Annotated in this window: 19 protein-coding genes; 9 read left to right on the top strand and 10 right to left on the bottom strand. The window is 55.2% G+C overall.

The features are described 5' to 3' along the window. Positions 1-22: 22 nt before the first annotated feature. From rraA to priA, 6 genes are all read right to left on the bottom strand, one after another. Positions 23-508: a ribonuclease E activity regulator RraA gene (gene rraA / locus AC6I8W_RS20010; protein WP_497836390.1), complete on the bottom strand. Its 486-nt coding sequence runs from the start codon at positions 506-508 to the stop codon at positions 23-25. A gap of 150 nt (positions 509-658) precedes the next feature. Next, entirely contained in the window at positions 659-1,990 is a 1,332-nt protein-coding gene (gene hslU / locus AC6I8W_RS20005; protein WP_497836389.1) for an ATP-dependent protease ATPase subunit HslU, read from the bottom strand. An 11-nt stretch (positions 1,991-2,001) separates the two neighbouring features. Continuing rightward, the gene (gene hslV, locus AC6I8W_RS20000) at positions 2,002-2,532 is read right to left on the bottom strand and encodes an ATP-dependent protease subunit HslV (RefSeq protein ID WP_480366673.1); all 531 of its coding nucleotides are present in this window, start codon (positions 2,530-2,532) and stop codon (positions 2,002-2,004) included. 88 nt (positions 2,533-2,620) lie between these two features. Further along, positions 2,621-3,493, bottom strand: a complete 873-nt coding sequence (gene ftsN / locus AC6I8W_RS19995; RefSeq protein ID WP_497836388.1) for a cell division protein FtsN — start codon at positions 3,491-3,493, stop codon at positions 2,621-2,623. 152 nt (positions 3,494-3,645) lie between these two features. Next, the gene (gene cytR, locus AC6I8W_RS19990) at positions 3,646-4,677 is read right to left on the bottom strand and encodes a DNA-binding transcriptional regulator CytR (protein WP_497836387.1); all 1,032 of its coding nucleotides are present in this window, start codon (positions 4,675-4,677) and stop codon (positions 3,646-3,648) included. A gap of 168 nt (positions 4,678-4,845) precedes the next feature. Beyond that, positions 4,846-7,044: a primosomal protein N' gene (gene priA, locus AC6I8W_RS19985; protein WP_497838237.1), complete on the bottom strand. Its 2,199-nt coding sequence runs from the start codon at positions 7,042-7,044 to the stop codon at positions 4,846-4,848. A 226-nt stretch (positions 7,045-7,270) separates the two neighbouring features. Between priA and rpmE the strand changes: the two genes are divergently transcribed. Further along, on the top strand, positions 7,271-7,486 hold the full coding sequence (rpmE, locus tag AC6I8W_RS19980) for a 50S ribosomal protein L31 (RefSeq protein ID WP_013510985.1): 216 nt from the start codon (positions 7,271-7,273) through the stop codon (positions 7,484-7,486). A gap of 79 nt (positions 7,487-7,565) precedes the next feature. Here the strand turns inward: rpmE and metJ are convergent, their stop codons facing one another. Continuing rightward, positions 7,566-7,883, bottom strand: coding sequence for a met regulon transcriptional regulator MetJ (gene metJ, locus AC6I8W_RS19975; protein ID WP_013510984.1), 318 nt, complete (start codon positions 7,881-7,883; stop codon positions 7,566-7,568). 277 nt (positions 7,884-8,160) lie between these two features. Between metJ and metB the strand changes: the two genes are divergently transcribed. The 3 genes from metB to metF all read left to right on the top strand — a co-directional run bounded on the left by metB (position 8,161) and on the right by metF (position 12,873). After that, a complete protein-coding gene (gene metB, locus AC6I8W_RS19970) occupies positions 8,161-9,321 on the top strand; it encodes a cystathionine gamma-synthase (RefSeq protein ID WP_497836386.1) in 1,161 nt (386 codons plus the stop codon). A gap of 2 nt (positions 9,322-9,323) precedes the next feature. Then, positions 9,324-11,759 carry a bifunctional aspartate kinase/homoserine dehydrogenase II gene (locus AC6I8W_RS19965; protein ID WP_497836385.1) on the top strand — a complete coding sequence of 812 codons (2,436 nt, stop codon included), beginning with the start codon at positions 9,324-9,326 and terminating at the stop codon, positions 11,757-11,759. A gap of 217 nt (positions 11,760-11,976) precedes the next feature. Next, positions 11,977-12,873: a methylenetetrahydrofolate reductase gene (metF, locus tag AC6I8W_RS19960; RefSeq protein ID WP_497836384.1), complete on the top strand. Its 897-nt coding sequence runs from the start codon at positions 11,977-11,979 to the stop codon at positions 12,871-12,873. Positions 12,874-12,998: 125 nt separating this feature from the next. Here metF and ppc read toward each other — a convergent pair whose 3' ends face one another. Both ppc and argE read right to left on the bottom strand, forming a co-directional pair. Beyond that, positions 12,999-15,650 carry a phosphoenolpyruvate carboxylase gene (ppc, locus tag AC6I8W_RS19955; protein WP_497836383.1) on the bottom strand — a complete coding sequence of 884 codons (2,652 nt, stop codon included), beginning with the start codon at positions 15,648-15,650 and terminating at the stop codon, positions 12,999-13,001. 244 nt (positions 15,651-15,894) lie between these two features. Beyond that, positions 15,895-17,043 carry an acetylornithine deacetylase gene (gene argE, locus AC6I8W_RS19950; protein WP_497836382.1) on the bottom strand — a complete coding sequence of 383 codons (1,149 nt, stop codon included), beginning with the start codon at positions 17,041-17,043 and terminating at the stop codon, positions 15,895-15,897. A gap of 167 nt (positions 17,044-17,210) precedes the next feature. On the opposite strand from argE, the gene argC reads away from it, so the two are divergent. The 5 genes from argC to oxyR all read left to right on the top strand — a co-directional run bounded on the left by argC (position 17,211) and on the right by oxyR (position 22,882). After that, positions 17,211-18,215: an N-acetyl-gamma-glutamyl-phosphate reductase gene (gene argC / locus AC6I8W_RS19945; RefSeq protein WP_497836381.1), complete on the top strand. Its 1,005-nt coding sequence runs from the start codon at positions 17,211-17,213 to the stop codon at positions 18,213-18,215. 18 nt (positions 18,216-18,233) lie between these two features. Beyond that, positions 18,234-19,010: an acetylglutamate kinase gene (argB, locus tag AC6I8W_RS19940; RefSeq protein ID WP_480366661.1), complete on the top strand. Its 777-nt coding sequence runs from the start codon at positions 18,234-18,236 to the stop codon at positions 19,008-19,010. 24 nt (positions 19,011-19,034) lie between these two features. Beyond that, positions 19,035-20,252: an argininosuccinate synthase gene (locus tag AC6I8W_RS19935; RefSeq protein WP_497836380.1), complete on the top strand. Its 1,218-nt coding sequence runs from the start codon at positions 19,035-19,037 to the stop codon at positions 20,250-20,252. 73 nt (positions 20,253-20,325) lie between these two features. After that, a complete protein-coding gene (gene argH, locus AC6I8W_RS19930) occupies positions 20,326-21,699 on the top strand; it encodes an argininosuccinate lyase (protein ID WP_497836379.1) in 1,374 nt (457 codons plus the stop codon). A gap of 265 nt (positions 21,700-21,964) precedes the next feature. Continuing rightward, on the top strand, positions 21,965-22,882 hold the full coding sequence (oxyR, locus tag AC6I8W_RS19925; protein WP_013510974.1) for a DNA-binding transcriptional regulator OxyR: 918 nt from the start codon (positions 21,965-21,967) through the stop codon (positions 22,880-22,882). Here oxyR and sthA read toward each other — a convergent pair. Beyond that, the gene (gene sthA, locus AC6I8W_RS19920) at positions 22,865-24,265 is read right to left on the bottom strand and encodes a Si-specific NAD(P)(+) transhydrogenase (RefSeq protein ID WP_497836378.1); all 1,401 of its coding nucleotides are present in this window, start codon (positions 24,263-24,265) and stop codon (positions 22,865-22,867) included. The genes oxyR and sthA overlap by 18 nt on opposite strands. Positions 24,266-24,454: the final 189 nt, after the last annotated feature.

The following is a 24,454-nucleotide window of genomic DNA, read 5'->3' as shown; positions in this document are numbered from 1 at the left end:
CACCCGTTTTCGTATCCGCTATTTATTCGATATCGAGCGCATCTTCCGACAGGATCATGCCGGTATTGTCGGCGTAGAGATGATCGCCAGTGAAGAACGTTACGCCACCAAAGTTGACGCGCACATCACTTTCACCAATGCCCTCACCGGCAGCGCCGACCGGAATGGCCGCAATCGCCTGAATGCCGATTTCCAGCTCTTCCAGCTCGTCAACCTGGCGCACTGAGCCGTACACCACAATCCCTTCCCACTCGTTTTGCACGGCCAGGCGCGCTACTTCGGCATCCACCAATGCGCGACGTACGGAACCGCCCCCATCCACCAGCAGGACACGACCCCGGCCATTATCTTCCAGCAGATCGTACAACAGACCGTTGTCTTCAAAACATTTCACTGTGGTTATCTGACCACCAAATGAGGTGCGTCCACCAAAGTTCGAAAAAAGCGGTTCAACAACGTTCACTTCTTCATGGTAGATATCGCAGAGTGCAGATGTATCGTATTTCATAGTGATGTCGTCTGTTTGCCACAGGAGCGGTAAGTATATCGCTATCTGGCAAGTGTTGGCAAAATCATCACCTGCTAAAAAAAGCGCTACATCAATATCCTGTGCAAAAAAATGCCCGGCACAGAGGCCGGGCTTTGCTAAGGCGATGGCTTACAGGATAAAGCGGCTAAGGTCTTCGTCAGCCACCAGTTGGTCCAGATGCTTACCGACATATTCCGCATCGATGGTAATTGACTCGCCGTTACGATCGCTGGCGTCGTAGGAGATATCTTCCATCAGACGCTCCAGCACGGTATGCAGACGACGCGCACCGATGTTCTCGGTGGTTTCGTTCACCTGCCACGCCGCTTCGGCGATGCGACGAATACCGTCGTCGGTGAAATCAACGTTGACACCTTCGGTCGCCATCAGCGCTTTGTACTGTACGGTGACAGAGGCATTCGGCTCAGTCAGGATGCGCTCGAAATCATTTACCGTCAGTGCCTGTAATTCAACACGAATCGGCAGACGTCCCTGCAATTCCGGAATCAGGTCAGACGGGCTGGCCACCTGGAATGCACCGGAAGCGATAAACAGGATGTGATCGGTTTTCACCATGCCGTGTTTGGTTGAAACGGTACAACCCTCTACCAGCGGCAGCAGATCGCGCTGCACGCCTTCACGCGACACGTCGGGGCCAGAGGTCTGGCCGCGTTTACAGATTTTGTCGATCTCATCGATAAACACGATACCGTGCTGCTCAACGGCTTCGATAGCGTCCTGCTTCAGCTCTTCCGGGTTCACCAGTTTGGCCGCTTCTTCTTCAATCAGCAGCTTCAGGGCATCTTTGATTTTCAGCTTACGTGGCTTCTGCTTTTGACCGCCCAGATTCTGGAACATCGATTGCAGCTGGCTGGTCATCTCCTCCATGCCCGGCGGTGCCATGATCTCCACACCCATAGGTGCGGCAGCCAGATCGATCTCAATCTCTTTGTCGTCCAACTGACCTTCACGCAGTTTCTTGCGGAAAGCCTGACGCGCAGCAGAAGGTTCAGCACTGTGTTCCGGCTGACCCCAGTTATTTTTCGCCGGTGGGATCAACGCGTCGAGAATGCGTTCTTCAGCCATCTCTTCGGCACGGTATTTGTTCTTCTCAATCGCCTGAATACGCACCATTTTCACGGCAGCGTCAGTCAGATCGCGAATGATGGAGTCCACTTCTTTACCGACGTAACCCACTTCGGTGAATTTGGTGGCTTCCACTTTGATGAACGGTGCATGGGCCAGTTTTGCCAGACGGCGGGCAATCTCGGTTTTACCGACACCGGTCGGGCCGATCATCAGAATGTTTTTCGGGGTGACTTCATGGCGCAGCTCTTCGTCGAGCTGCATACGACGCCAGCGGTTACGCAGCGCAATCGCTACAGCACGCTTTGCGCCGTCCTGGCCGATAATAAAGCGATTCAGTTCGCTGACAATCTCGCGGGGAGTCATCTCAGACATGGTTTTGATCCTTACGCCTTAGACGGTAATTCTTCGAAGTTTACGTTATGGTTGGTGTAGATGCAGATGTCGCCAGCGATATCGAGCGCTTTCGCCACGATATCTTTTGCACCCAAATCGGTATTTTCCAGCAGGGCGCGTGCCGCTGCCTGGGCGTAAGGTCCACCTGAACCGATGGCAATCAGATCATTTTCCGGCTGGATCACATCACCGTTGCCGCTGATGATCAGCGAAGCGGATTCATCGGCTACCGCCAGCAGCGCTTCCAGACGACGCAGCATCCGGTCGGTACGCCAGTCTTTAGCCAGCTCGACCGCAGCCTTCACCAGATGGCCCTGGTGCATTTCCAGCTTGCGTTCGAACAATTCGAAGAGCGTGAAGGCATCTGCGGTGCCGCCAGCAAAACCGGCAATCACTTTGTCGTTGTAAAGGCGACGCACTTTTTTAACGTTGCCTTTCATTACGGTATTGCCGAGCGTAGCCTGGCCATCACCGCCAATCACTACCTGGCCGTTGCGTCGCACACTTACTATTGTTGTCACGGGCAGACCCCTTGTTGCAGTAGAAAAGGACTCCGCGCACTCGGCGCGGAGTATCATGCAACCTGATATGGGGTAAATTGAAAGGGTTTCAACCCCCCAATGCGAGGGGAATACAGTTTCCGTGGCCGGAACTGTGCAGACGTTTCACGGTGACGTCAGCGCTGCTGCGATCTTTAAAGGGTCCAATGACCACGCGATTCCAGCCGCCGCCGGTGGTAATCCGGCTCTCAAAACCTTCGAAAGCGAGCGCGGCGCGAGCCGATTCAGCCTGGTCGGTACCTTTGAATGAACCACACTGCACCATCCAGCGTTGTGAAGGCTTTTCAACCGGCTTCGCTTTCGCGGTTTCTTGCGGTCGGGTTTGTGGTTCTGGCTCACGCGTAATCGGTGCTGGCTGCTGGCGAGTTACCGGTTGCTGCTGCGCCTGCTGCTGACGTTGCAGCTGCTGTTGTTGCACCTGCTGCTGGCGCTGCAATTGTTGCTGCTGTTGTTGACGTTGCAACGTTTGCTGGCGCTGCGCCGGGGTCTGTTCATTCCACGGCACTTCATTCAACTGCGTGGGTTGTTGGCGCATATCTGCCTGCATCTGCTCCAGCAGCTGGCGTTGTTCGTCGGTCAACTGCGTTTGCGATTGTACGCCGCCACCTGCCGAAGGCTCCGTAGGAGTAGGAACGGTGAGCTGGCGATTCTCCAACTCTTTGATGTATTTCCAGCGTTCTTCTGGCTTCGGCGGTAGGCCATTACCGGTTGCTTTATGATCGGTGATGACCGGTGACTCTTCTTTCTTATGATGGGAGATGAACCATAAGCCACCGGCAAAGGTGACCAGTACAGCCACAGCCAGTACGATCATCAGTTTGGAGGTGCCAGAACCGCCTTTGCTTTTCTTGCTGCGGCCTGTGCTTTTTTTGCGACGCGTCCCTGTTGAACGCCCGCGGCCTACGTAATCTCTTTGTGCCACTCTCGTTCTGATACCCTTTAAAAAATGCGGGCCTGTAAATGTGCTGTTAATTGCCCGGCAAGGAATGCGCCATGTTACTCAAGGGCTGGAACTTTGACCAGCGAAGACTGCCTTAAGAATCCGCTGAAAATGCGCGGTAAAGGTAGCCATTTTTAACGTTTTGCGACAGGGGCGGTGCTGCCACGCACACGTAATTCCGCATCAAGCAGACGTGAACCGTTGTTGACACGCTTGCCCTGTAACTCATCCAGCAACAGCAGCATCGCCTCCCGGCCAATGTCAAAGCGCGGTTGGGCTACGGTGGTCAATGGTGGATCGTAATATTGTGCCAGTTCGATGTCGTCGAAGCCCACCACCGAGAGGTCTTGCGGGATACGCATCCCCAGCTTGCGTGCCTGATTCATGGCACCCAGCGCCATCAAATCACTATGACAAAACAGCGCCTTCGGTGGATTAGCCAGGCTCATCAACTGCTTCAGCGCCGTGGCACCGGCTTCAAAGGTAAAATCGCCATGCACAATCAGCGTGGGATCGACCGGCAGATTACTGCGCCGTAGCGCCTGGATGTACCCCTGTAAACGATACTGGCACAACGGGACATGTTCGGGACCGGTAATGCAGGCAATCTGACGATGGCCCAGTTGCAGCAGGTGATTCACTGCCTCAAAGGCAGCGGTCAGGTTATCAATATGCACGGTAGGCAGTGCCATTTCTGGCGCGAATTCGTTACCCATCACCATTGGCGGCAGGTTGCGTTGATCTTCCACGCCCGCCTCAAACGGTAACTGTGAACCGAGCAGCACCATGCCATCTATCTGGCGTGTCAGCATCAGGTTGAGAAAGGTTTTTTCCTGCTGGTTCTGGTGGGCGCAATCGCCAATTAACACCAGGTAGCCCTCTTGCGCCGCAGTCACTTCTACACCACGAATAATCTCGCTGAAAAAGGGATCGCAGATATCCGGCACGATGACCAGAATGGTTTGTGTTTCACCGCGTTTGGCGTTACGCGCCAGACCGTGAGGTGCATACCCAACGGCAATCACTGCCTGTTCCACCTTCTGCCGGGTGGCTGCCGAGACTTTTTCCGGGTTCATCAACGCACGAGAAACCGTGGCGGTCGAAACGCCCGCTTTCTCAGCCACATCTTTCATCGTGGCGGTGGTTGAGGGTTGCTTCTGGTCCAACGTTTTACTCCTGACGCAGTTTGGTGCGTTGAATGGCTGACGAAAGGCGGGCATCTGCCGGGCCGGGGACTATTGTTAACCGAACCGTGGGCAGTGTTGTTACTTAATTTGCATAAAAATTGTGACTTGTGCGACTTTTTTCGATCCGTCTCGCAGATATGACGCGACTCAGCTCTCGGTCGGGTCGATATCCAGCGTCCATTTGACTTTGCGGGCCGCGGGTAGCGTGGTGATCAGTGGCAGCGAGCTGCTGAGTAGCTGTTGCAGCCGTTTGCGCGAGGGATGTTGCAGCAGCAACTGCCAGCGCCAGCGTCCGCTGCGCTTGGGTTGCAACGCAGGAACAGGCCCCATCAGCCACAGCGCCTGATCTTTCAATGGGCTGGCTTCGATCAAGTTACGTAACTGGTTGAGAAACTCGGCGGCCTGCTGATTATCCATATCTTCAGCGCGAAACAGCGCATGGCTGGTCCATGGCGGCAAATGTACGGACTGACGCTCCAGCAACGTTTGCTCGGCAAAGGCAAAATAGCCACGGTGCAGCAGGGTTTGCAGCAGCGGATGTTCCGGGTGGTGTGTCTGCAACAACACTTCTCCCTGCTTGCCCGCGCGACCTGCGCGGCCCGCTACCTGAGTATAGAGCTGGGCAAAACGCTCTGCGGCGCGGAAATCGGCTGAGAACAGCGCTCCGTCGACATCCAGTAGCGAAACCAGCGTGACATCCGGGAAGTGGTGACCTTTGGCCAGCATCTGCGTGCCGACCAAAATGCGTGCGCCGCCACGATGCACATCCGCCAGATGCTGCTCCAGCGCGCCTTTGCGGCTGGTGGTATCACGGTCGATACGGGAGACCGGTACGCCAGGGAAGAGGGTGCCCAGCTGTTGCTCCAGCTGCTCTGTGCCAACACCCACCGGCATCAGGTGGGTAGAACCACATTGCGGACACTGATGAGGTAACGGGCGCTGGCTGTCGCAATGGTGGCAACGCAACTGGCGATGATGCTGATGCAGCGTGTAATAGCGATCGCAGCGTTGACATTCGGCCAGCCAGCCGCAGTCATGGCACATCAGCGCAGGGGAGAAACCACGGCGATTCAGGAACAACAGGACCTGATTATTCGCCTGTAAATGCTGGCGCATTTTTCCCAGCAGGGCCGGGGCCAGGCCGCCTTTCAGTTGTTGGCCTTTCAGGTCAATTAATTGCTGTAACGCCGGTTTGGCGTTACCGGCGCGTTTGGTCAGGTTGAGCTGACGATATTTGCCATTGCGCACGTTATGCAGCGTTTCCAGCGCGGGTGTAGCTGATCCCATCACAATCGGGATATCTTCCTCATGCGCGCGAAACACCGCGAGGTCGCGCGCCTGATAGCGCCAGCCTTCCTGCTGTTTATAGGAACTGTCGTGTTCTTCATCAATAATGATTACGCCGGGACGCGCCAACGGCGTAAACAGTGCCGAACGGGTGCCGATCACAATAGCGGTTTCGCCACTGCGCGCCCGCAGCCAGACGGCAAGGCGTTCGCTGTCATTCAGCGCTGAGTGCAACACATCAATCGGCGCATCGAAACGTTCGCGGAAGCGGGCGATGGTTTGCGGTGTCAAGCCAATTTCCGGCACCAGCACCAGCGCCTGTTTGCCACGCGCCAGCACGTTTTCCAGTACGCTAAGATAGACCTCGGTCTTACCTGAACCGGTGATACCGGCCAACAACCAGGCGGCGTAGCGATCGTCTTCGCTGCGAATCGCGCCGACCGCCATCGCCTGGTCGGTATTGAGGCGCAGCCTCTCGCCTTTAATGGCAAACGTGTCCCGCCAGTCGCGTAATTGCGCAGCATGTTCACGCAGATCGCACAAACCTTTGGCACGCAGCGCCTGCAAGGCCGCATCGGTGAGATCATGGTCGCTGATCTGATGACGATAGAGAGGCTGCTGGCGCAGTGCCGCCAGCGCCTGCTGCTGCTTGCGGGCGCGTTTCAGGCTATCCAGCGCCACTTCACGCCCGGATTCATTGATCACCCATTGCCACAACGGTGCTTCCTGCGCCGGTTTGCCCTGACGCAGCAGCACCGGCAAAGCGTGGTTTAACACCTCACCCAGTGGCGAGTGATAATATTGCGCCGCCCACTGCAAAATGCGCCACAGCGCGGGTGAGTAGAGGCCGCTGTCATCCAGCACCGCATCAATCTGCTTCAGTTGTGTCAGGGGCAAATCGCTGGTGTCGCGTACGCCAACCACGACGCCGACCATTTTCCTGTTGCCGAACGGCACGCTGACGCGCACGCCGGTCACCGGCAGCGGCGCATCGGCAGGCAGCAGGTAGTCAAACAGGCGAGGCAGCGGAACGGGCAGGGCAACCTGAACAACGGGCATGACTTTCTCTATCCGGTTCTGTAATAAGGAGAAGTAGTGTACACGCTGGCGCGGCGAGCGGATATCCATCTGCGGCATTTGCCAAAAGCGCTCATTTTCTGTATACTTCGCCGCCTTTGATGAGAATCGCTCGTCAAAGATTACACATTAATTGTTCAACCGCGTGTGGTGCTGTGCAGGTTTAGCCTGGCACGGAGAGCGACACGGCCTTTTATGAGGTTCTCCCATGAAACAAGGTATTCACCCGAAATACGAAGCAGTGACCATCACTTGCTCTTGCGGTAACGTGATCAATACTCGCTCTACTATGGCTCACAACCTGAACCTGGACGTGTGCGGCAAATGCCACCCGTTCTACACTGGTAAGCAGCGTGTTGTTGACACCGGTGGCCGTGTTGATCGCTTCAACAAGCGTTTCAGCCTGCCGACCAGCAAGAAATAAGATTTGTTTGTCGTCGACTCTTACGGGAGTCGGCTACAAGAAAAAACCCAGCTTCGGCTGGGTTTTTTTGTTTCTGGCTTCAGTATTCCCAGGTATCGGGATTGATGCCCATCTCACGCATGATCTTCTTCGCTTCTTCGGGGATCTCATCACTACGTTCTTTGCGCAGATCAACATCGTCCGGCAGCGGCTGACCGGTGAAGGCATGCAAAAAGGCTTCGCACAGCAGTTCACTGTTGGTGGCATGACGCAGGTTATTCACCTGACGACGGGTGCGTTCATCCGTTAAAATTTTCAGCACTTTCAGCGGGATAGATACAGTAATCTTTTTAACCTGCTCGCTCTTCTTACCGTGTTCAGCGTAAGGGCTGATATATTCGCCGTTCCATTCAGCCATGGGTTACCTTAATCAATAAAAGTGGAATGTGGGGAAATCCGTTGATTATGCCCGATTTCTTGGTGCCTGACCCCTGAAAATGCAGGTTTTATGCTTAAACATCACTTTCCAGGAGAAAGCGCGCTGAACACCAGGCGATGACGCGTAATTTTAGCGGGTATTAATGCTTTGCTCAATCTATACGCAAAGACATTTAGATGTCCAGATGTATTGACGTCTATCGTCGGAATGCTATCCTGTTGCCTCTTCTTTTTACTCTTCAGGAACAGTAAGCACCATGACGCGTAAACAGGCAACCATCGCAGTGCGCAGCGGTTTGAATGATGACGAGCAATATGGCTGCGTTGTCCCACCGATTCACCTCTCCAGCACCTATAACTTTCTCGACTTCAACCAGCCACGCGCCCATGACTACTCCCGTCGCGGTAACCCGACGCGTGACGTGGTACAACGCGCGCTGGCAGAACTGGAAGGTGGCGCAGGCGCGGTATTAACCAATACCGGCATGTCAGCGATTCATCTGGTGACGACGGTGTTCCTGAAGCCGGGTGACTTGCTGGTGGCACCGCACGATTGCTATGGCGGCAGCTATCGTCTGTTCGACAGCCTGAGTAAACGCGGTGCGTACCGGGTGAAGTTTGTCGACCAGGGCGATAAAGCGGCATTGCAGGCGGCACTAGCGGAAAAACCGCAGCTGGTGCTGGTCGAAAGCCCCAGCAATCCTTTATTACGCGTGGTGGATATCGCCGCAATTTGTCAGGCAGCACGTGAAGCGGGTGCCATCAGCGTGGTGGATAACACCTTCCTCAGCCCGGCACTGCAAAATCCACTGGCGCTGGGTGCCGACCTGGTGATTCACTCCTGCACCAAATACCTGAACGGCCACTCCGATGTGGTGGCAGGTGCGGTGATTGCTAAAGATCCGGCGCTGGCGACTGATCTCGCCTGGTGGGCCAACAATATTGGCGTGACCGGTGCGGCCTTTGACAGCTATCTGCTGCTGCGTGGCTTGCGCACTCTCGGCCCACGCATGGCGGCAGCACAGCGCAATGCGCTGGCGATTGTTGATTACCTAAAGCAACAACCACTGGTCAAAAAACTGTATCATCCTTCCCTGCCGGAAAATGCCGGTCACGAGTATGCGGTACGTCAACAGCGCGGCTTTGGTGCCATGTTAAGTTTTGAGCTGGACGCCGACGAAGCGCGCTTGCGCCGTTTCCTCAAAGCGTTGCAGCTGTTCACGCTGGCAGAGTCTCTGGGCGGTGTTGAAAGTCTGATTTCGCACACCGCAACCATGACGCATGCCGGCATGTCGGCTGAAGCACGTGCCGCAGCGGGAATTTCCGAAACGTTGCTACGTATTTCTGTCGGAATTGAAGATCACGAAGATTTAATCGCCGATCTGGATAATGCATTCAGGATCGCAGCCGAGGGGTAACCATGACGATTTCAGCAGGCGCGGGAACGCCGACCAGTAAGCAGTTGCATAAATTTGGTGGCAGTAGCCTGGCCGATACCCGTTGCTATCAACGCGTTGCCAGCATCATGGCGGATTACAGCCAGCCGGGCGATTTGATGGTGGTCTCTGCTGCAGGCAGTACCACCAACCAACTGATCAGCTGGCTCAAGCTGAGCCAAAGCGATCGGTTGTCTGCGCATCAGGTGCAACAGGCGTTACGACGTTTCCACAGCGAGCTGATTGCTTCACTGTTACCGGCTGAAATCGCAGAACCCCTCACTGCGACCTTTATTCGTGATCTGGAAAAACTGGCAGCGTTGCTGGATGGCACCATTACTGATGCGGTGTACGCTGAGGTGGTTGGACATGGTGAACTCTGGTCGGCGCGACTGATGGCGGCGGTGCTGAGCCAGCGTGATATTGAAGCCGTATGGCTGGATGCACGTGATTTCCTGCGTGCTGAACGCGCCGCACAGCCGCAGGTTGATGAAGGCAAATCCTGGCCGCTGTTGCAGGCATTGCTGACGCAGCATCCACATAAGCGCCTGGTGGTGACCGGTTTCATCAGCCGCAACGATGCCGGTGAAACCGTGTTGCTGGGTCGTAACGGCTCAGACTACTCAGCTACGCAGATTGGTGCGCTGGCGGGTGTCGGACGCGTCACCATCTGGAGCGACGTGGCGGGGGTGTATAGCGCTGACCCACGTAAAGTATCGGATGCTTGCCTGCTGCCGTTGCTGCGTCTGGATGAGGCGAGCGAACTGGCGCGACTCGCCGCACCTGTGTTGCATACCCGTACCTTGCAGCCGGTGTCGAACAGCGATATCGACCTGCAACTGCGTTGCAGCTATCAGCCGGAACAGGGTTCGACGCGCATTGAGCGTGTACTGGCCTCGGGCACGGGCGCGCGTATTGTGACCAGTCATGATGATGTCTGCCTGATTGAGATCCAGATTCCTAATAATCACGATTTCGCCATTCTGAACAAAGAAATTGATCTGCTGCTGAAGCGCGCGCAGTTGCGCCCATTGGCAGTGGGCACCCATCCTGACCGTCAGTTGCTGCAACTGTGTTACACCTCAGAAGTGGTGAACAGCGCCTTTAACCTGTTGCAGGACGCGGCGTTACCGGGCCATCTGCAACTGCGCGATGGCTTAGCGTTGGTGGCGTTGGTAGGGGCGGGTGTCACGCGTAACCCACTGCACAGCCATCGCTTCTGGCAGCAAATTAAAGACCAGCCGGTCGAGTTTGTCTGGCAGTCAGAAGAACATATCAGCATCGTGGCGGTGCTGCGTGTCGGTCCGACCCAACATGTGATTCAGGGGCTGCACCAGTCACTGTTTCGTGCCGAAAAACGTATTGGTCTGATGCTGTTCGGCAAAGGCAATATCGGCTCTCGCTGGCTGGAGCTGTTTGCGCGGGAGCAGGAGACGCTGTCGGCACGTACTGGATTTGAATTTGTGCTGGCCGGTGTGGCAGACAGTCGCCGTAGTCTGTTGAGTTACGACGGCCTTGATGCCAGCCGTGCTCTGGCCTTCTTTGATGATGAAGCCGAAGAGCGCGATGAAGAATCATTGTTCCTGTGGATGTGCGCACACCCGTTTGATGATTTAGTGGTGCTGGACGTGACTGCCAGTGAGCCGCTGGCGCAGCAGTACCTGGATTTCGCCAGCCACGGCTTCCACGTTATCAGTGCCAACAAGGTGGCCGGTGCGTCGAACAGCCAGAGCTGGCGGCAGATTCGTGATGCCTTTACCAAAACCGGTCGTCATTGGTTGTATAACGCCACCGTCGGCGCAGGCTTGCCGGTAAACCATACGGTGCGGGATTTGCGCGAAAGCGGCGATTCGATTCTGGCCATCAGCGGCATCTTCTCCGGGACACTCTCCTGGCTGTTTTTGCAGTTTGACGGCACCGTGCCGTTTACCGAACTGGTGGATCAGGCGTGGCAGCAGGGGCTAACTGAACCTGATCCGCGTGTTGATCTCTCCGGTCAGGACGTAATGCGTAAGCTGGTGATTCTGGCACGTGAAGCGGGCTACAACATCGAACCGGATCAGGTGCGCGTGGAGTCGCTGGTGCCCGTCAGTTGTGAGGGTGAATCGATCGATCACTTCTTTGAGAACGCTGATGAGCTGAATGATCAGATGGTCCAGCGGCTGGAAGCGGCACAGGAGATGGGGCTGGTGCTGCGTTATGTGGCGCGTTTTGATGCCAACGGCAAAGCCCGTGTCGGTGTGGAAGCGGTGCGCCCGGAACACCCGCTGGCGGCGCTGTTGCCGTGCGATAACGTGTTCGCCATTGAAAGCCGCTGGTATCGTGACAACCCGTTGGTGATTCGTGGGCCAGGTGCCGGGCGTGATGTGACCGCCGGAGCCATCCAGTCGGACATTAACCGCCTCGCACAACTGCTGTAACCTCCCTCATTATGCAGACGGTGCCAAGCCGTCTGCATTCTTCATCTTCTCCGCGCGATCATGAAACACCTTCATGTTGGTTGAATATTTGTCACGCCCGGACATTAATTTTCTGTTGACGCCTGAGCGCGGATCGTTCATTTTGTGCATCTGGACGTCTAAACGTATGGATGTTCGCAAACCGCAAATAATCGATGTGTATAGATGAGGTAACAGGATGAGTTTCTTTCATGCCAATCAGCGCGAAGCGCTGAATCAAAGCCTGGCTGAGCTGAACGGGCAAATTAATGTCTCTTTTGAGTTTTTCCCGCCACGTACCAGTGAAATGGAAGAAACCCTGTGGAATTCTATCGACCGTCTTAGCAGCCTGAAGCCGAAATTTGTTTCGGTCACCTATGGTGCCAACTCTGGCGAGCGTGACCGTACCCATAGCATTATCAAAGGCATCAAAGAACGCACCGGTCTGGAAGCGGCCCCTCATCTGACCTGCATTGACGCCACCCGTGATGAACTGCGCACCATTGCACGTGACTACTGGGATAGCGGCATTCGTCATATCGTGGCGTTGCGCGGCGATTTACCGCCGGGAGCTGGCAAGCCGGATATGTACGGTTCCGATCTGGTTGAACTGCTGAAAGAGGTGGGGGATTTCGACATCTCCGTGGCGGCTTACCCTGAAGTCCATCCGGAAGCAAAAAGCGCGCAGGCGGATCTGATCAACCTGAAGCGCAAGATTGATGCCGGTGCGAACCGCGCCATTACGCAGTTTTTCTTCGACGTCGAAAGCTACCTGCGTTTCCGCGATCGTTGTGTGGCGACCGGTATCGACGTGGAAATCGTGCCAGGCATTCTGCCGGTATCTAACTTCAAGCAGCTGCAACGCTTTGCCACCATGACGAACGTGCGCGTACCTGGCTGGATGAACGCCATGTTTGCAGGTCTGGATGACGACGCGGAAACGCGCAAAATGGTGGGTGCTAACATTGCGATGGATATGGTGAAGATCCTGTCGCGTGAAGGCGTGAAAGATTTTCACTTCTACACCCTGAACCGTGCGGAGATGAGCTACGCGATTTGTCACACGTTGGGTGTACGTCCGGGCGTTGCAGTCTGAGGCAACATTACTGAATAAAACTTAAAGGGGCCACGGCCCCTTTTTGCATTGTTAAAAACCTGCGCGATAAATCGCGTCGCTACCAGTCAGTGCAGAGACAAGGGGCACCATGCCCCTTGAGCGCACTAACCGGTATTACGCATACCCGCTGCAACACCGGCGATGGTCACCATCAGCGCCTGTTCTACGCGCGCATCCGGCTCATCACCGCGTTGTTCCTGCTCTCGTGAACGATGCAGCAATTCAGCCTGCAACACGTTCAGCGGGTCGGTGTAGACGTTACGCAGCGCGATGGATTCGGCAATCCACGGTTGATCCGCCATCAGATGGGCATCGTTGGCGATGGTCAGCACCGCTTTGATATCCGCGTCTAACTGGTCACGCAATTGCTGGCCCAGTGGCCACAAAGATTTATCCACCAGACGCTGATCGTAATATTCCGCCAGCCACAGGTCAGCTTTCGAGAACACCATTTCCAGCATACCGAGACGGGTGGAGAAGAATGGCCAGTCACGGCACATGGTTTCCAGCTGATCCTGGTGGCCTTGCTCCATCGCTTTCTGGATTGCCGCACCGGCACCCAGCCACGCGGGCAACATCAGGCGGTTTTGCGTCCAGGCAAAGATCCACGGAATCGCACGCAGCGATTCTACGCCACCCGAGGCACGGCGTTTTGCCGGACGTGAACCGAGTGGCAGTTTGCCCAGTTCCTGTTCCGGCGTTGCGGAACGGAAATACGGCACGAAATCAGGATTCTCACGCACATAGCCACGGTACATCGCACAGGAGTGAGCTGACAGACCATCCATGATGTCGCACCATTCGCTTTTCGGCTCTGGTGGTGGCATCAGGTTGGCTTCGAGAATGGCACCGGTGTACAACGACAAGCTGGCGATAGTCACTTCCGGCAGGCCGTATTTGAAGCGAATCATCTCACCCTGTTCCGTCACGCGCAGGCCGCCTTTCAGGCTTCCCGGCGGTTGCGACAGCAGCGCTGCGTGCGCTGGTGCACCACCACGGCCAATGGAGCCGCCACGTCCATGGAACAGCGTCAGGGCGATACCGGCTTTTTCACAGGTCTTGATCAACGCGTCCTGCGCCTGATACTGCGCCCAGCTCGCCGCCATCACACCGGCATCTTTCGCGGAGTCAGAATAGCCAATCATCACCATCTGCTTGCCCTGAATAAAGCCACGATACCAGTCGATGCCCAGCAGCTGGCTCATCACGTCGTTGGCGTTGTTCAGGTCATCGAGCGTTTCAAACAGCGGTGCCACCGGCATGGCGTAGGTGATACCGGCTTCTTTCAGCAGCAGATGGACCGCCAGTACATCGGATGGCACTTTTGCCATGGAGATGACATAAGCGGCAATCGAGCCTTGCGGGGCTTCGGCTGCCACTTTACAGGTATCCAGCACTTCGCGGGTGTTATCGCTCGGCTCCCACTGACGCGGCAGCAGCGGGCGTTTAGAATTCAGTTCACGGATCAGGAATGCCTGTTTGTCGGCTTCTGACCAGCTTTCGTAATCACCGAGACCGAGATAGCGTGTCACTTCGGCAATCGCTTCAGTATGGCGGGTGCTCTCCTGACGCAGGTCGATACGCACCAGCGGCACACCAAAGCACTTCACGCGACGCAGCGTATCCAGCAGCTGACCATTGGCGATGATGCCCATATCGCATTGTTGCAGTGACTGATAGATGGCAAACAGCGGCTGCCACAGCTGATCGTTGGATACCAGCAGATCCGCCGGACGCGGCAGACGTTCGCCTTTCAGACGACGCTCCAGGAAGGCCTGGGTGCTCATCAACTGGCCGCGGATGCGTTTCAGAATCACACGGTAAGGTTCCAGCGCTTCCGGGTCGCCACACAGTTCACGCACTTCGTCGCTGCACTCGGACATCGACAACTCAGAAATCAGCACGCCGATATCGCGCAGGAACAGATCGGCGGCTTTCCAGCGGCCCAGTTGCATCGCCTGTCGTGTGATGCTGGCGGTGACGTTCGGGTTGCCGTCGCGGTCGCCGCCCATCCAGGAGGTAAACTGCACAGGGACAAAATCTACTGGCAGTTGCATACCAAAGGTTTCTTCAACCTGCTCGTTCAGTTCGCGCAGGAACGCCGGTACGCCTTCCCACAGGCTGTTTTCCACCACGGCAAAGCCCCATTTGGCTTCATCAACCGGGGTCGGACGATATTTACGAATTTCATCGGTGTGCCAGGCTTGGGCAACCAGTTGGCGCAGACGGCGCATCACATGGTTGTATTCATATTCGGTGATATCGCTATGGTCGAGCTGTTGCAGGCAGCTATTCACCTCAACCAGTTTGTGAATCAGCGTACGGCGGGTGATCTCGGTCGGGTGTGCGGTCAGCACCAGTTCCAACGACAGCGATTCAATCGCCGCGCGGATATCGCTTTCATTCAGGTCTTTCTGCTGCTTCAGGCGATCGAAGGTGCTTTTCAGCAGCTCCGGGTGGTTGGCACCTTCACCACTGCGCGCAATGGTCTGATACTGTTCCGCCACGTTGGTAAGATTCAGGAACTGACTGAATGCGCGTGCCACCGGCAGCAACTCGTCATTGGACAGGTTTTGCAGTGTCGACAGCAGTTCCTTACGATGAGTGTCATTTCCGGCACGGGATGACTTAGAGAGCTTGCGGATGGTCTCCACCTTATCGAGGATGTTCTCTCCCAGTGCATCCTTTATCGTATCCCCGAGCAGTTTGCCGAGCATACTGACATTACTTCGCATTGCGGAATATTGTTCGTTCATGTGACCCTGACACCCTTATCGTCTTTTTAATTCATATACCCAACGGGCATAACTTCGTCTTTTATCTAGCCACGTATCGCTCTGTTCGTCAATTGCCTTAAACTGACGAAATTTCGCTGCTAAATGTTGGAAATTCAAAGAATTTAACGGGAGCGAAGCGAGATAAGTTATTCTTATTATCAAATCCCGAACATTGACGGGGCATTTTGCTGATTAAACAGTGAAATGCCCCATCGATTACTCATCAGTGGCAAAAATGATGAACAACCTGCGTGATAAGCGCATGAGTCGGCTTAATAAATGCGGTATCAATAAACTCATCTGGTTGATGGGCCTGATTGATAGAACCTGGACCTAACACCAGCGTCGGGCACAGTTGCTGAATAAACGGCGCTTCGGTGCAGTAGTTCACCACTTCTGTCGGCGTGCCCAGCAGTTTCTCTACCACTTTTACCAGTTCATGGTCGACCGGGCACTCATAACCCGGAATCGGTGGATGCAGCTCGCCGACGGTTAAACGACCCGGCCAACGCTCACTCACCGGGGCCAGCGCGTCATTCAGCAGGCCATCCAGATCGCTCAGGGTTAATCCCGGCAGCGGACGAATATCCATATGCAGTTCGCAGCAGGCACAAATGCGGTTTGCCGCGTCACCACCGTGAATATGACCAAAGTTCATGGTCGGGTAAGGAATGGCGAAACCGTCGTGGTTATAACGCGTTTTCAGCGTATTACGCAGCTGCATCAATTGGGTGATGGATTCATGCATCAGTTCGATGGCGTTCACACCGCGTGATGGATCGCTGGAGTGGCCTGATTGCCCCTGAATACGAATCACATTGGAGAGATGACCTTTGTGTGCGCGTACCGGTTTCAGCGACGTCGGTTCGCCGATGATGGCGCAATCCGGCCGCAGCTGGGTAGATTCAGCAAAATACTTCGCACCCGCCATCGTCGTTTCTTCATCGGCGGTGGCGAGAATGTAGAGCGGTTTGCTCAGTTTGGTCACGTCAACGTCACGCAGTGCATCCAGAATGAAGGCAAAGAAGCCTTTCATATCTGCCGTACCTAAACCGTAAAGCTTGTTGTCGTGTTCAGTCAGGGTAAAGGGATCGCGCGTCCAGCGGCCATCATCGAACGGCACAGTATCGGTGTGACCTGCCAGTAATAAGCCACCTGCACCTGAACCCGTGCGCGCCAGCAGGTTAAATTTATGCCGTGTACCGGGTACGGGTTGCACTTCAGTATCGAAGCCCAGATCGCGAAACCAACCTGCCAGCAAATTGATTAAAGTTTCATTGCTCTGATCCAGCGCGGCATCGGTGGCACTGATTGATGGTGTGGCAATCAGCTGGCGGTAGAGTTCGATAAAAGGTGGTAATTTTGTCTTCACTGTTGACGGTCCTTGGGTTAGGATGTATCAATATTCATGCATTAATAGTGAATAAAAATACATTAACGTCGTCTGCATGTGAACAGTAAATCGCTGCAAACGGCATCGTGGGCAACGGGGCAAGGCCGCGACCCGGAACGTGTGACTGTAATAAGGTATACAGCCTGATGTTGAATACGCTGATCGTTGGTGCCAGTGGTTACGCTGGCGTAGAGCTTGCCACCTACCTGAATCGCCATCCGCATATGAACATAACCGCTTTAGCGGTTTCAGCGCAAAGCCCGGATGCCGGAAAGTTACTTTCAGACCTGCATCCGCAGTTGAAAGGTATTGTCGACCTGCCGTTACAGCCGCTGAGCGATGCCGCTGAGTGGGCAGATAAAGTCGATGTGGTATTTCTCGCCACGGCGCACGAAGTTAGCCACGACCTGGCACCGGAATTCCTGAAAGCCGGTTGCGTGGTGTTTGACCTCTCCGGTGCGTTCCGCGTTAACGACGACGCGTTCTACACCCAATATTACGGTTTCACCCATCAGCATGGCGACTGGCTGGACAAAGCGGTTTACGGCCTGGCGGAATGGCAGCACGAAAAAATTAAAGAAGCCCAGCTGGTGGCGGTGCCGGGATGCTACCCGACAGCCTCACAGCTGGCGTTGAAACCGCTGGTGGAAGCGGGCCTGCTGAATCAGGACCAGTGGCCAGTGATCAACGCGACCAGTGGCGTCAGTGGTGCCGGACGTAAAGCCAGCGTCACGACCAGTTTCTGTGAAGTCAGCCTGCAACCCTATGGCATCTTCAACCATCGCCACCATCCGGAAATTGTTGCCCATCTTGGTACGCCGGTGATCTTTACGCCGCATCTGGGCAACTTCCCGCGCGGTATTCTCGCCACCGTCACCTGCCGCCTGAAACCGGGCGTCAGTGAACATGATGTGGCCGAAGCCTTCCATAACGCCTACCACGACAAACCGCTGGTACGTCTGTATAAGAAAGGTGTGCCGGCGCTGAAAGGCGTGGTAGGTCTGCCGTTCTGCGATATTGGTTTTGCCGTGCAGGGTGAGCACCTGATTGTGGTTGCCGCAGAAGATAACCTGCTGAAAGGTGCTTCTTCGCAGGCGGTGCAGTGTCTGAATATTCGTTTCGGCTTCCCCGAAACGCTGTCTCTGATTTAAAGGGCGAGTAAGTAAACCATGAGCAATCCTCTGATTATTAAACTGGGTGGCGTCCTGCTGGATAGTGAAGAAGCGCTGGCCCGTCTGTTTGATGCGCTGCTGGCGTATCGCACCGAATATCAGCGTCCGCTGATTATTGTGCACGGCGGCGGCTGCCTGGTGGATGAGCTGATGAAGAAGCTCGCGCTGCCGGTGAAAAAGAAGAACGGTTTGCGCGTGACGCCAGCCGATCAGATTGACATTATTACCGGCGCCCTGGCCGGTACGGCGAACAAAACCTTGCTTGCCTGGGCGAAGAAATATGGCATCAACGCGGTGGGTCTGTGCCTGGGTGATGCGGGTCTGGTGAATGTGGCGCAGTTTGATGAAGAACTGGGCCATGTCGGTAACGCCACTCCGGGCAATCCGGCCCTGGTTAACACGCTGTTGGGTGCGGGTTATATGCCGGTGATCAGCTCAATCGGTATTACGGATAGCGGCGATCTGATGAACGTCAACGCAGACCAGGCGGCTACCGCGCTGGCGGCGACTATCGGTGCCGATCTGGTGCTGCTGTCCGACGTCAGTGGCATTCTCGATGGTAAAGGTCAGCGCATCGCTGAAATGACCGCCGAGAAAGCGGAACAACTGATCGCCCAGGGCATTATTACCGATGGCATGATTGTTAAAGTTAACGCGGCGCTGGACGCGGCACGTACCCTGGGTCGCCCGGTGGATATTGCCAGCTGGCGTCATGCTGAACAGTTGCCAACCCTTTTCAACGGCGTGTCGATTGGCACCCGGATTCTCGCTTAACGATACTGATTCAAGGATTACGAAATGCAAACGCAAGGCATCAAAAAAATTGTTCTGGCTTACTCCGGTGGCCTTGATACGTCTGCCATCATTCCATGGCTGAAAGAGAACTACGGCGGCTGTGAAGTGGTCGCGTTCGTGGCAAACATCGGTCAGGATCCGGCCGATCTGGAAGGCGTTGAGAAGAAAGCGCTGCAATCCGGTGCCTCTGAGTGCCACGTGGTTGACCTGCGTGAAGAGTTCATCAGCGACTACGTTTACCCGGTATTGCAGACCGGTGCGCTGTACGAAGGCACCTACCTGCTGGGTACGTCAATGGCGCGTCCGATTATCGCCAAAGCCCAGGTTGAGCTGGCGCTGAAAGTGGGCGCGGATGCCCTGTGCCATGGCGCAACTGGTAAAGGTAACGATCAGGTACGTTTCGAAACCACCTACACCGCACTGGCACCGCAGCTGAAAGTGGTCGCTCCGTGGCGTGAATGGAACCTGCGTTCACGTGAAGCGCTGCTCGATTACCTGAAAGAGCGCAACATCCCGACCACCGCGTCACTGGAAAAAATCTACAGCCGTGACGAAAACGCCTGGCATATCTCTACCGAAGGTGGCGTGCTGGAAAGCCCGTGGAACGCACCGAACAAAGATTGCTGGGTGTGGACCGTCGATCCGCTGGAAGCACCGGATCAGCCGGAAAACGTCACCGTGACCGTTGAGAAAGGCCGCGTGGTTGGCGTGAACGGCGAGAAACTGAGTCCGTTCGCCTGCCTGGAAAAACTGAACGTGCTGGGTGCGAAACACGGCGTGGGTCGTATCGACATCGTGGAAAACCGTCTGGTCGGTATCAAATCTCGTGGTTGCTATGAAACCCCGGGCGGCACCATTATGGTCAACGCGCTGCGTGCGGTTGAGCAGCTGGTACTGGATCGCGACAGCTTCAAATGGCGTGAGCAGTTGGGCCAGGAGATGTCATACGTGGTGTACGACGGTCGCTGGTTTGCGCCGCTGCGTCAGTCCATCCAGGCGGCAGCGGAGTCACTGGCTGAGCTGGTGAACGGCGAAGTGGTGCTGCAACTCTACAAAGGCCAGGCGACTGCGATCCAGAAGAAATCGGTCAACAGCCTGTACTCAGAGGAGTTTGCGACCTTCGGCGAAGACGAAGTGTACGATCACCGTCACGCGGGTGGCTTTATCCGTCTGTTCTCGCTCTCTTCACGTATCCGTGCATTGAACGAGCAGAAGAAGTAATTCCGCGCGAACAACATCGTTTTAAGGGCGGCTACGGGCCGCCCTTTGTTTAACCGTATTCAGGAGTATTCAGATGGCACTTTGGGGTGGACGCTTTACCCAGGCAGCAGACCAACGCTTCAAACAATTCAATGATTCGCTGCGTTTCGACTATCGCCTGGCGGAGCAGGACATCATCGGTTCTGTCGCCTGGTCAAAAGCGCTGGTGACGGTTAATGTCCTGAGCAGCGACGAGCAGCAGCAACTGGAGGCGGCGCTGAATGCGTTGCTGGCTGAAGTGCGTGCCAATCCTGAGCAGATTCTGCAAAGCGATGCCGAAGATATCCACAGCTGGGTAGAAGGTAAGCTGATCGACAAAGTCGGCGCGCTGGGTAAAAAGCTGCATACCGGGCGTAGCCGTAACGACCAGGTCGCGACCGATCTGAAACTGTGGTGCAAAGAGCAAGTGGCGGTATTGCTGGATGCTACGCGCGAGCTGCAAAAAGCGCTGGTTGCCACCGCCGAAGCCAATCAGGATGCGGTGATGCCGGGTTATACCCACCTGCAACGCGCTCAGCCAGTGACCTTTGCGCACTGGTGCCTGGCCTATGTTGAAATGCTGGCACGTGATGAAAGCCGTTTGCAGGATACGCTGAAGCGTATCGACGTCAGCCCACTGGGTTGCGGCGCGCTGGCCGGTACTGCTTACGAAATCGATCGTCAGCAGCTGGCGGGCTGGTTAGGTTTCGCCTCTGCCACCCGTAACAGCCTCGATACCGTATCTGACCGCGATCACGTGCTGGAGCTGCTGTCTGATGCTTCTATCGGCATGGTGCATCTGTCGCGCTTTGCCGAAGACATGATTTTCTTCAACACTGGCGAAGCGGGCTTTGTCGAGTTGTCGGATAAAGTGACTTCCGGTTCCTCACTGATGCCGCAGAAGAAAAACCCGGACGCACTGGAGCTGATTCGTGGCAAATGTGGCCGCGTACAGGGCGCACTGACCGGCATGATGATGACGCTGAAAGGCCTGCCGCTGGCGTACAACAAAGATATGCAGGAAGACAAAGAAGGGCTGTTTGACGCGCTCGACACCTGGCTGGATTGTCTGCATATGTCGGTACTGGTGCTGGACGGCATCCAGGTGAAACGTCCGCGCTGCCAGGAAGCGGCGGAGCAGGGCTATGCCAACTCTACTGAGCTGGCGGATTATCTGGTCGCCAAAGGCGTGCCATTCCGCGAAGCGCACCATATTGTCGGTGAAGCGGTGGTGGAAGCGATTAAGCAGGGTGTGGCGCTGGAAGCGTTAAGCCTGGCGCAACTGAAGCAGTTCAGCGCGACGATTGAAGATGATGTCTATCCGATTCTGTCACTGCAATCCTGCCTGGATAAACGTAATGCCCGTGGCGGCGTGGCACCGCAGCAGGTGGCACTGGCGATTCAGGAAGCGCAGCAGCGTCTGAAGTAAGCCAATAAAAAAAGCGGGCTATGTGATAGCCCGCCAACCTCTAGCTTCGGAATTTCATTTTGTTATAGGCACATCATCAAAGGGCAGGCACTCCGGCCAACTCAGTGATTTTTCAGACTGATTGCAGGTGTTACTCCGTACTCTTTCAGCCTTTTTTCATATTGCTTCAGATGGCACGTATTATTCCTGTCAGTGGCTTGATAGGGCTAATCGTTCATTGCTATTCTATCTATCGCCACGGGCTATCGTGGTTCGGAGGATATCAATGAACATTCGTGATCTGGAGTATCTGGTTTCGCTGGCGGAGCACCGTCATTTCCGCCGTGCAGCGGATGCCTGCCATGTCAGTCAGCCAACGTTGAGCGGACAAATTCGTAAGCTGGAAGATGAACTGGGCGTGATGCTGCTGGAACGCACCAGCCGTAAGGTATTGTTTACCCAGGCGGGGTTGCTGCTGGTGGATCAGGCTCGCACCGTGCTGCGCGAAGTAAAAGTGCTGAAGGAGATGGCGAGCCAGCAGGGCGAAACTATGTCCGGGCCACTGCATATTGGCCTTATCCCCACCACCGGCCCTTATCTGTTGCCGCATATTATCCCGATGCTGCATCAAACCTTTCCCAAGCTCGAAATGTATCTGCACGAAGCGCAGACGCAGCAGCTATTGGCGCAGCTCGACAGTGGCAAGCTCGACTGTGCCATTCTGGCGCTGGTGAAGGAGAGCGAAGCCTTTATTGAGGTGCCGCTGTTTGATGAGCCGATGAAACTGGCGATCTATGAGGATCATCCGTGGCACGATCGCGATCGTGTACCGATGTCGGATCTGGCGGGTGAAAAGCTGCTGATGCTGGAAGACGGTCACTGTCTGCGCGATCAGGCGATGGGTTTCTGCTTTGAAGCCGGTGCGGATGAAGACACCCATTTCCGCGCGACCAGCCTGGAAACGCTACGCAATATGGTTGCCGCAGGAAGTGGCATCACTTTACTGCCGTCGCTGGCCGTACCCAATCAACGCGTGCGTGACGGTGTCTGCTATCTGCCTTGTTATAAGCCAGTACCGCAGCGCACCATCGCGCTGGTATATCGTCCGGGATCGCCTCTGCGCAGCCGCTATGAGCAGCTGGCAGAAGCAATTAAAACCCATATGCAGGCTTATCTCGATAACACGTTAAAACAGGCGGTTTAAGCCGTTTAATGCAGCAACGCGATAGGCTTCGGCCATCGTGGGGTAGTTAAAGGTGGTATTCACGAAATATTCAATCGTGTTGCCGCCATTTTTCTGTTCCATGATGGCCTGACCGATATGAATGATTTCGGCTGCGCGCTCACCAAAGCAATGAATACCCAGGATTTCTTTGGTTTCCCGGTGGAATAGAATCTTCAAACTACCCACATTCATACCGACAATCTGTGCACGCGCCAGGTGTTTAAACTGCGCACGTCCCACTTCATACGGTACTTTCATCGCGGTCAGCTGCTGCTCGGTTTTGCCGACTGAACTGATCTCCGGAATGGTGTAAATCCCGGTGGGGATATCTTCAATCAGATGCGCAGTTGCTTCACCTTTCATGATTGCCTGGGCAGCGATACGCCCCTGGTCGTAGGCGGCAGAGGCCAGACTCGGATAACCAATCACGTCACCGACCGCATAGATATGTGGCTGCGCCGTTTGGTACATGCTGTTGACCTTCAGCAGGCCGCGCCCATCGGCTTCCAGACCCACATTTTCCAGTGCCAGCGAATCGGTATTGCCGGTACGGCCGTTAGCGTACAGCAGGCAATCCGCTTTCACTTTTTTGCCGGATTTGAGGTGCATGATCACGCCATCGTTCACGCCTTCAATCTTCTCAAACTCTTCATTGTGACGAATCACCACGCCGCTGTTCCAGAAGTGGTAAGACAGCGAATCCGACATCTCCTGATCAAGGAACGCCAGCAGACGATCGCGGGTGTTGATCAGGTCAACCTTGACGTTCAGTCCACGGAAAATCGAGGCGTATTCACAGCCGATCACCCCGGCACCATAGATGATGACGTGGCCCGGTTCGTGGTGCAGGTTGAGAATCGAATCGGAGTCATAAATCCGTGGATGGGTGAAATCGACATCGGTCGGATGGTAGGGACGCGATCCACAGGCGATAACGAATTTCTCTGCGGTTAAGCGCTCACGGGTGCCGTCCGGTTGCTCCACTTCAATGGTGTTGGCATCAACAAAATGCGCATCGCCCTGATACAGCTCGCAACGATTGCGTTCATAGAAGCCTTGCCGCATCGCGGTTTGTTGACTGATCACGTTTTCCGTGTGGTTCAGAATATCCGCAAAGGAGGAACGCAGAAGCCGGGTATGATCACTGTAGAGGGGATTTTGATTGAACTCGATAATACGGCTGACAGCATGACGCAACGCTTTGGAGGGGATAGTGCCCCAGTGAGTACAACCGCCGCCGATGTTATGGTAGCGTTCGATCACTGCGATGCGCGCTCCCTGCTTCACCAGCCCCATGGCCGCACCTTCACCGCCCGGACCGGAGCCAATTACAATGGCATCGTAATCGTAAGACTTTTGCATACCAGTACGTCCTATGTTTCTATACATTTTTACAACGAGATTCTAACATCTCGCCGCGCACTTCTGAATTCTAACAGCGATTTTTGCCTGATTTTGACAAAGCGTGAGGTTCACAGGCGGTCACAACTTTGCACCGCTGTACGCTGAAAAGTTTGTTATAGTGCCTGCCTGATTACTCACAAGGCAGAG

The sequence above is a fragment of the Pantoea sp. X-Soil-TKNS-1211 genome, from assembly GCF_059730495.1.
The sequence above is the reverse complement of the archived record's forward strand: the minus strand, read 5'-3'. Positions and strand labels throughout refer to the sequence as shown.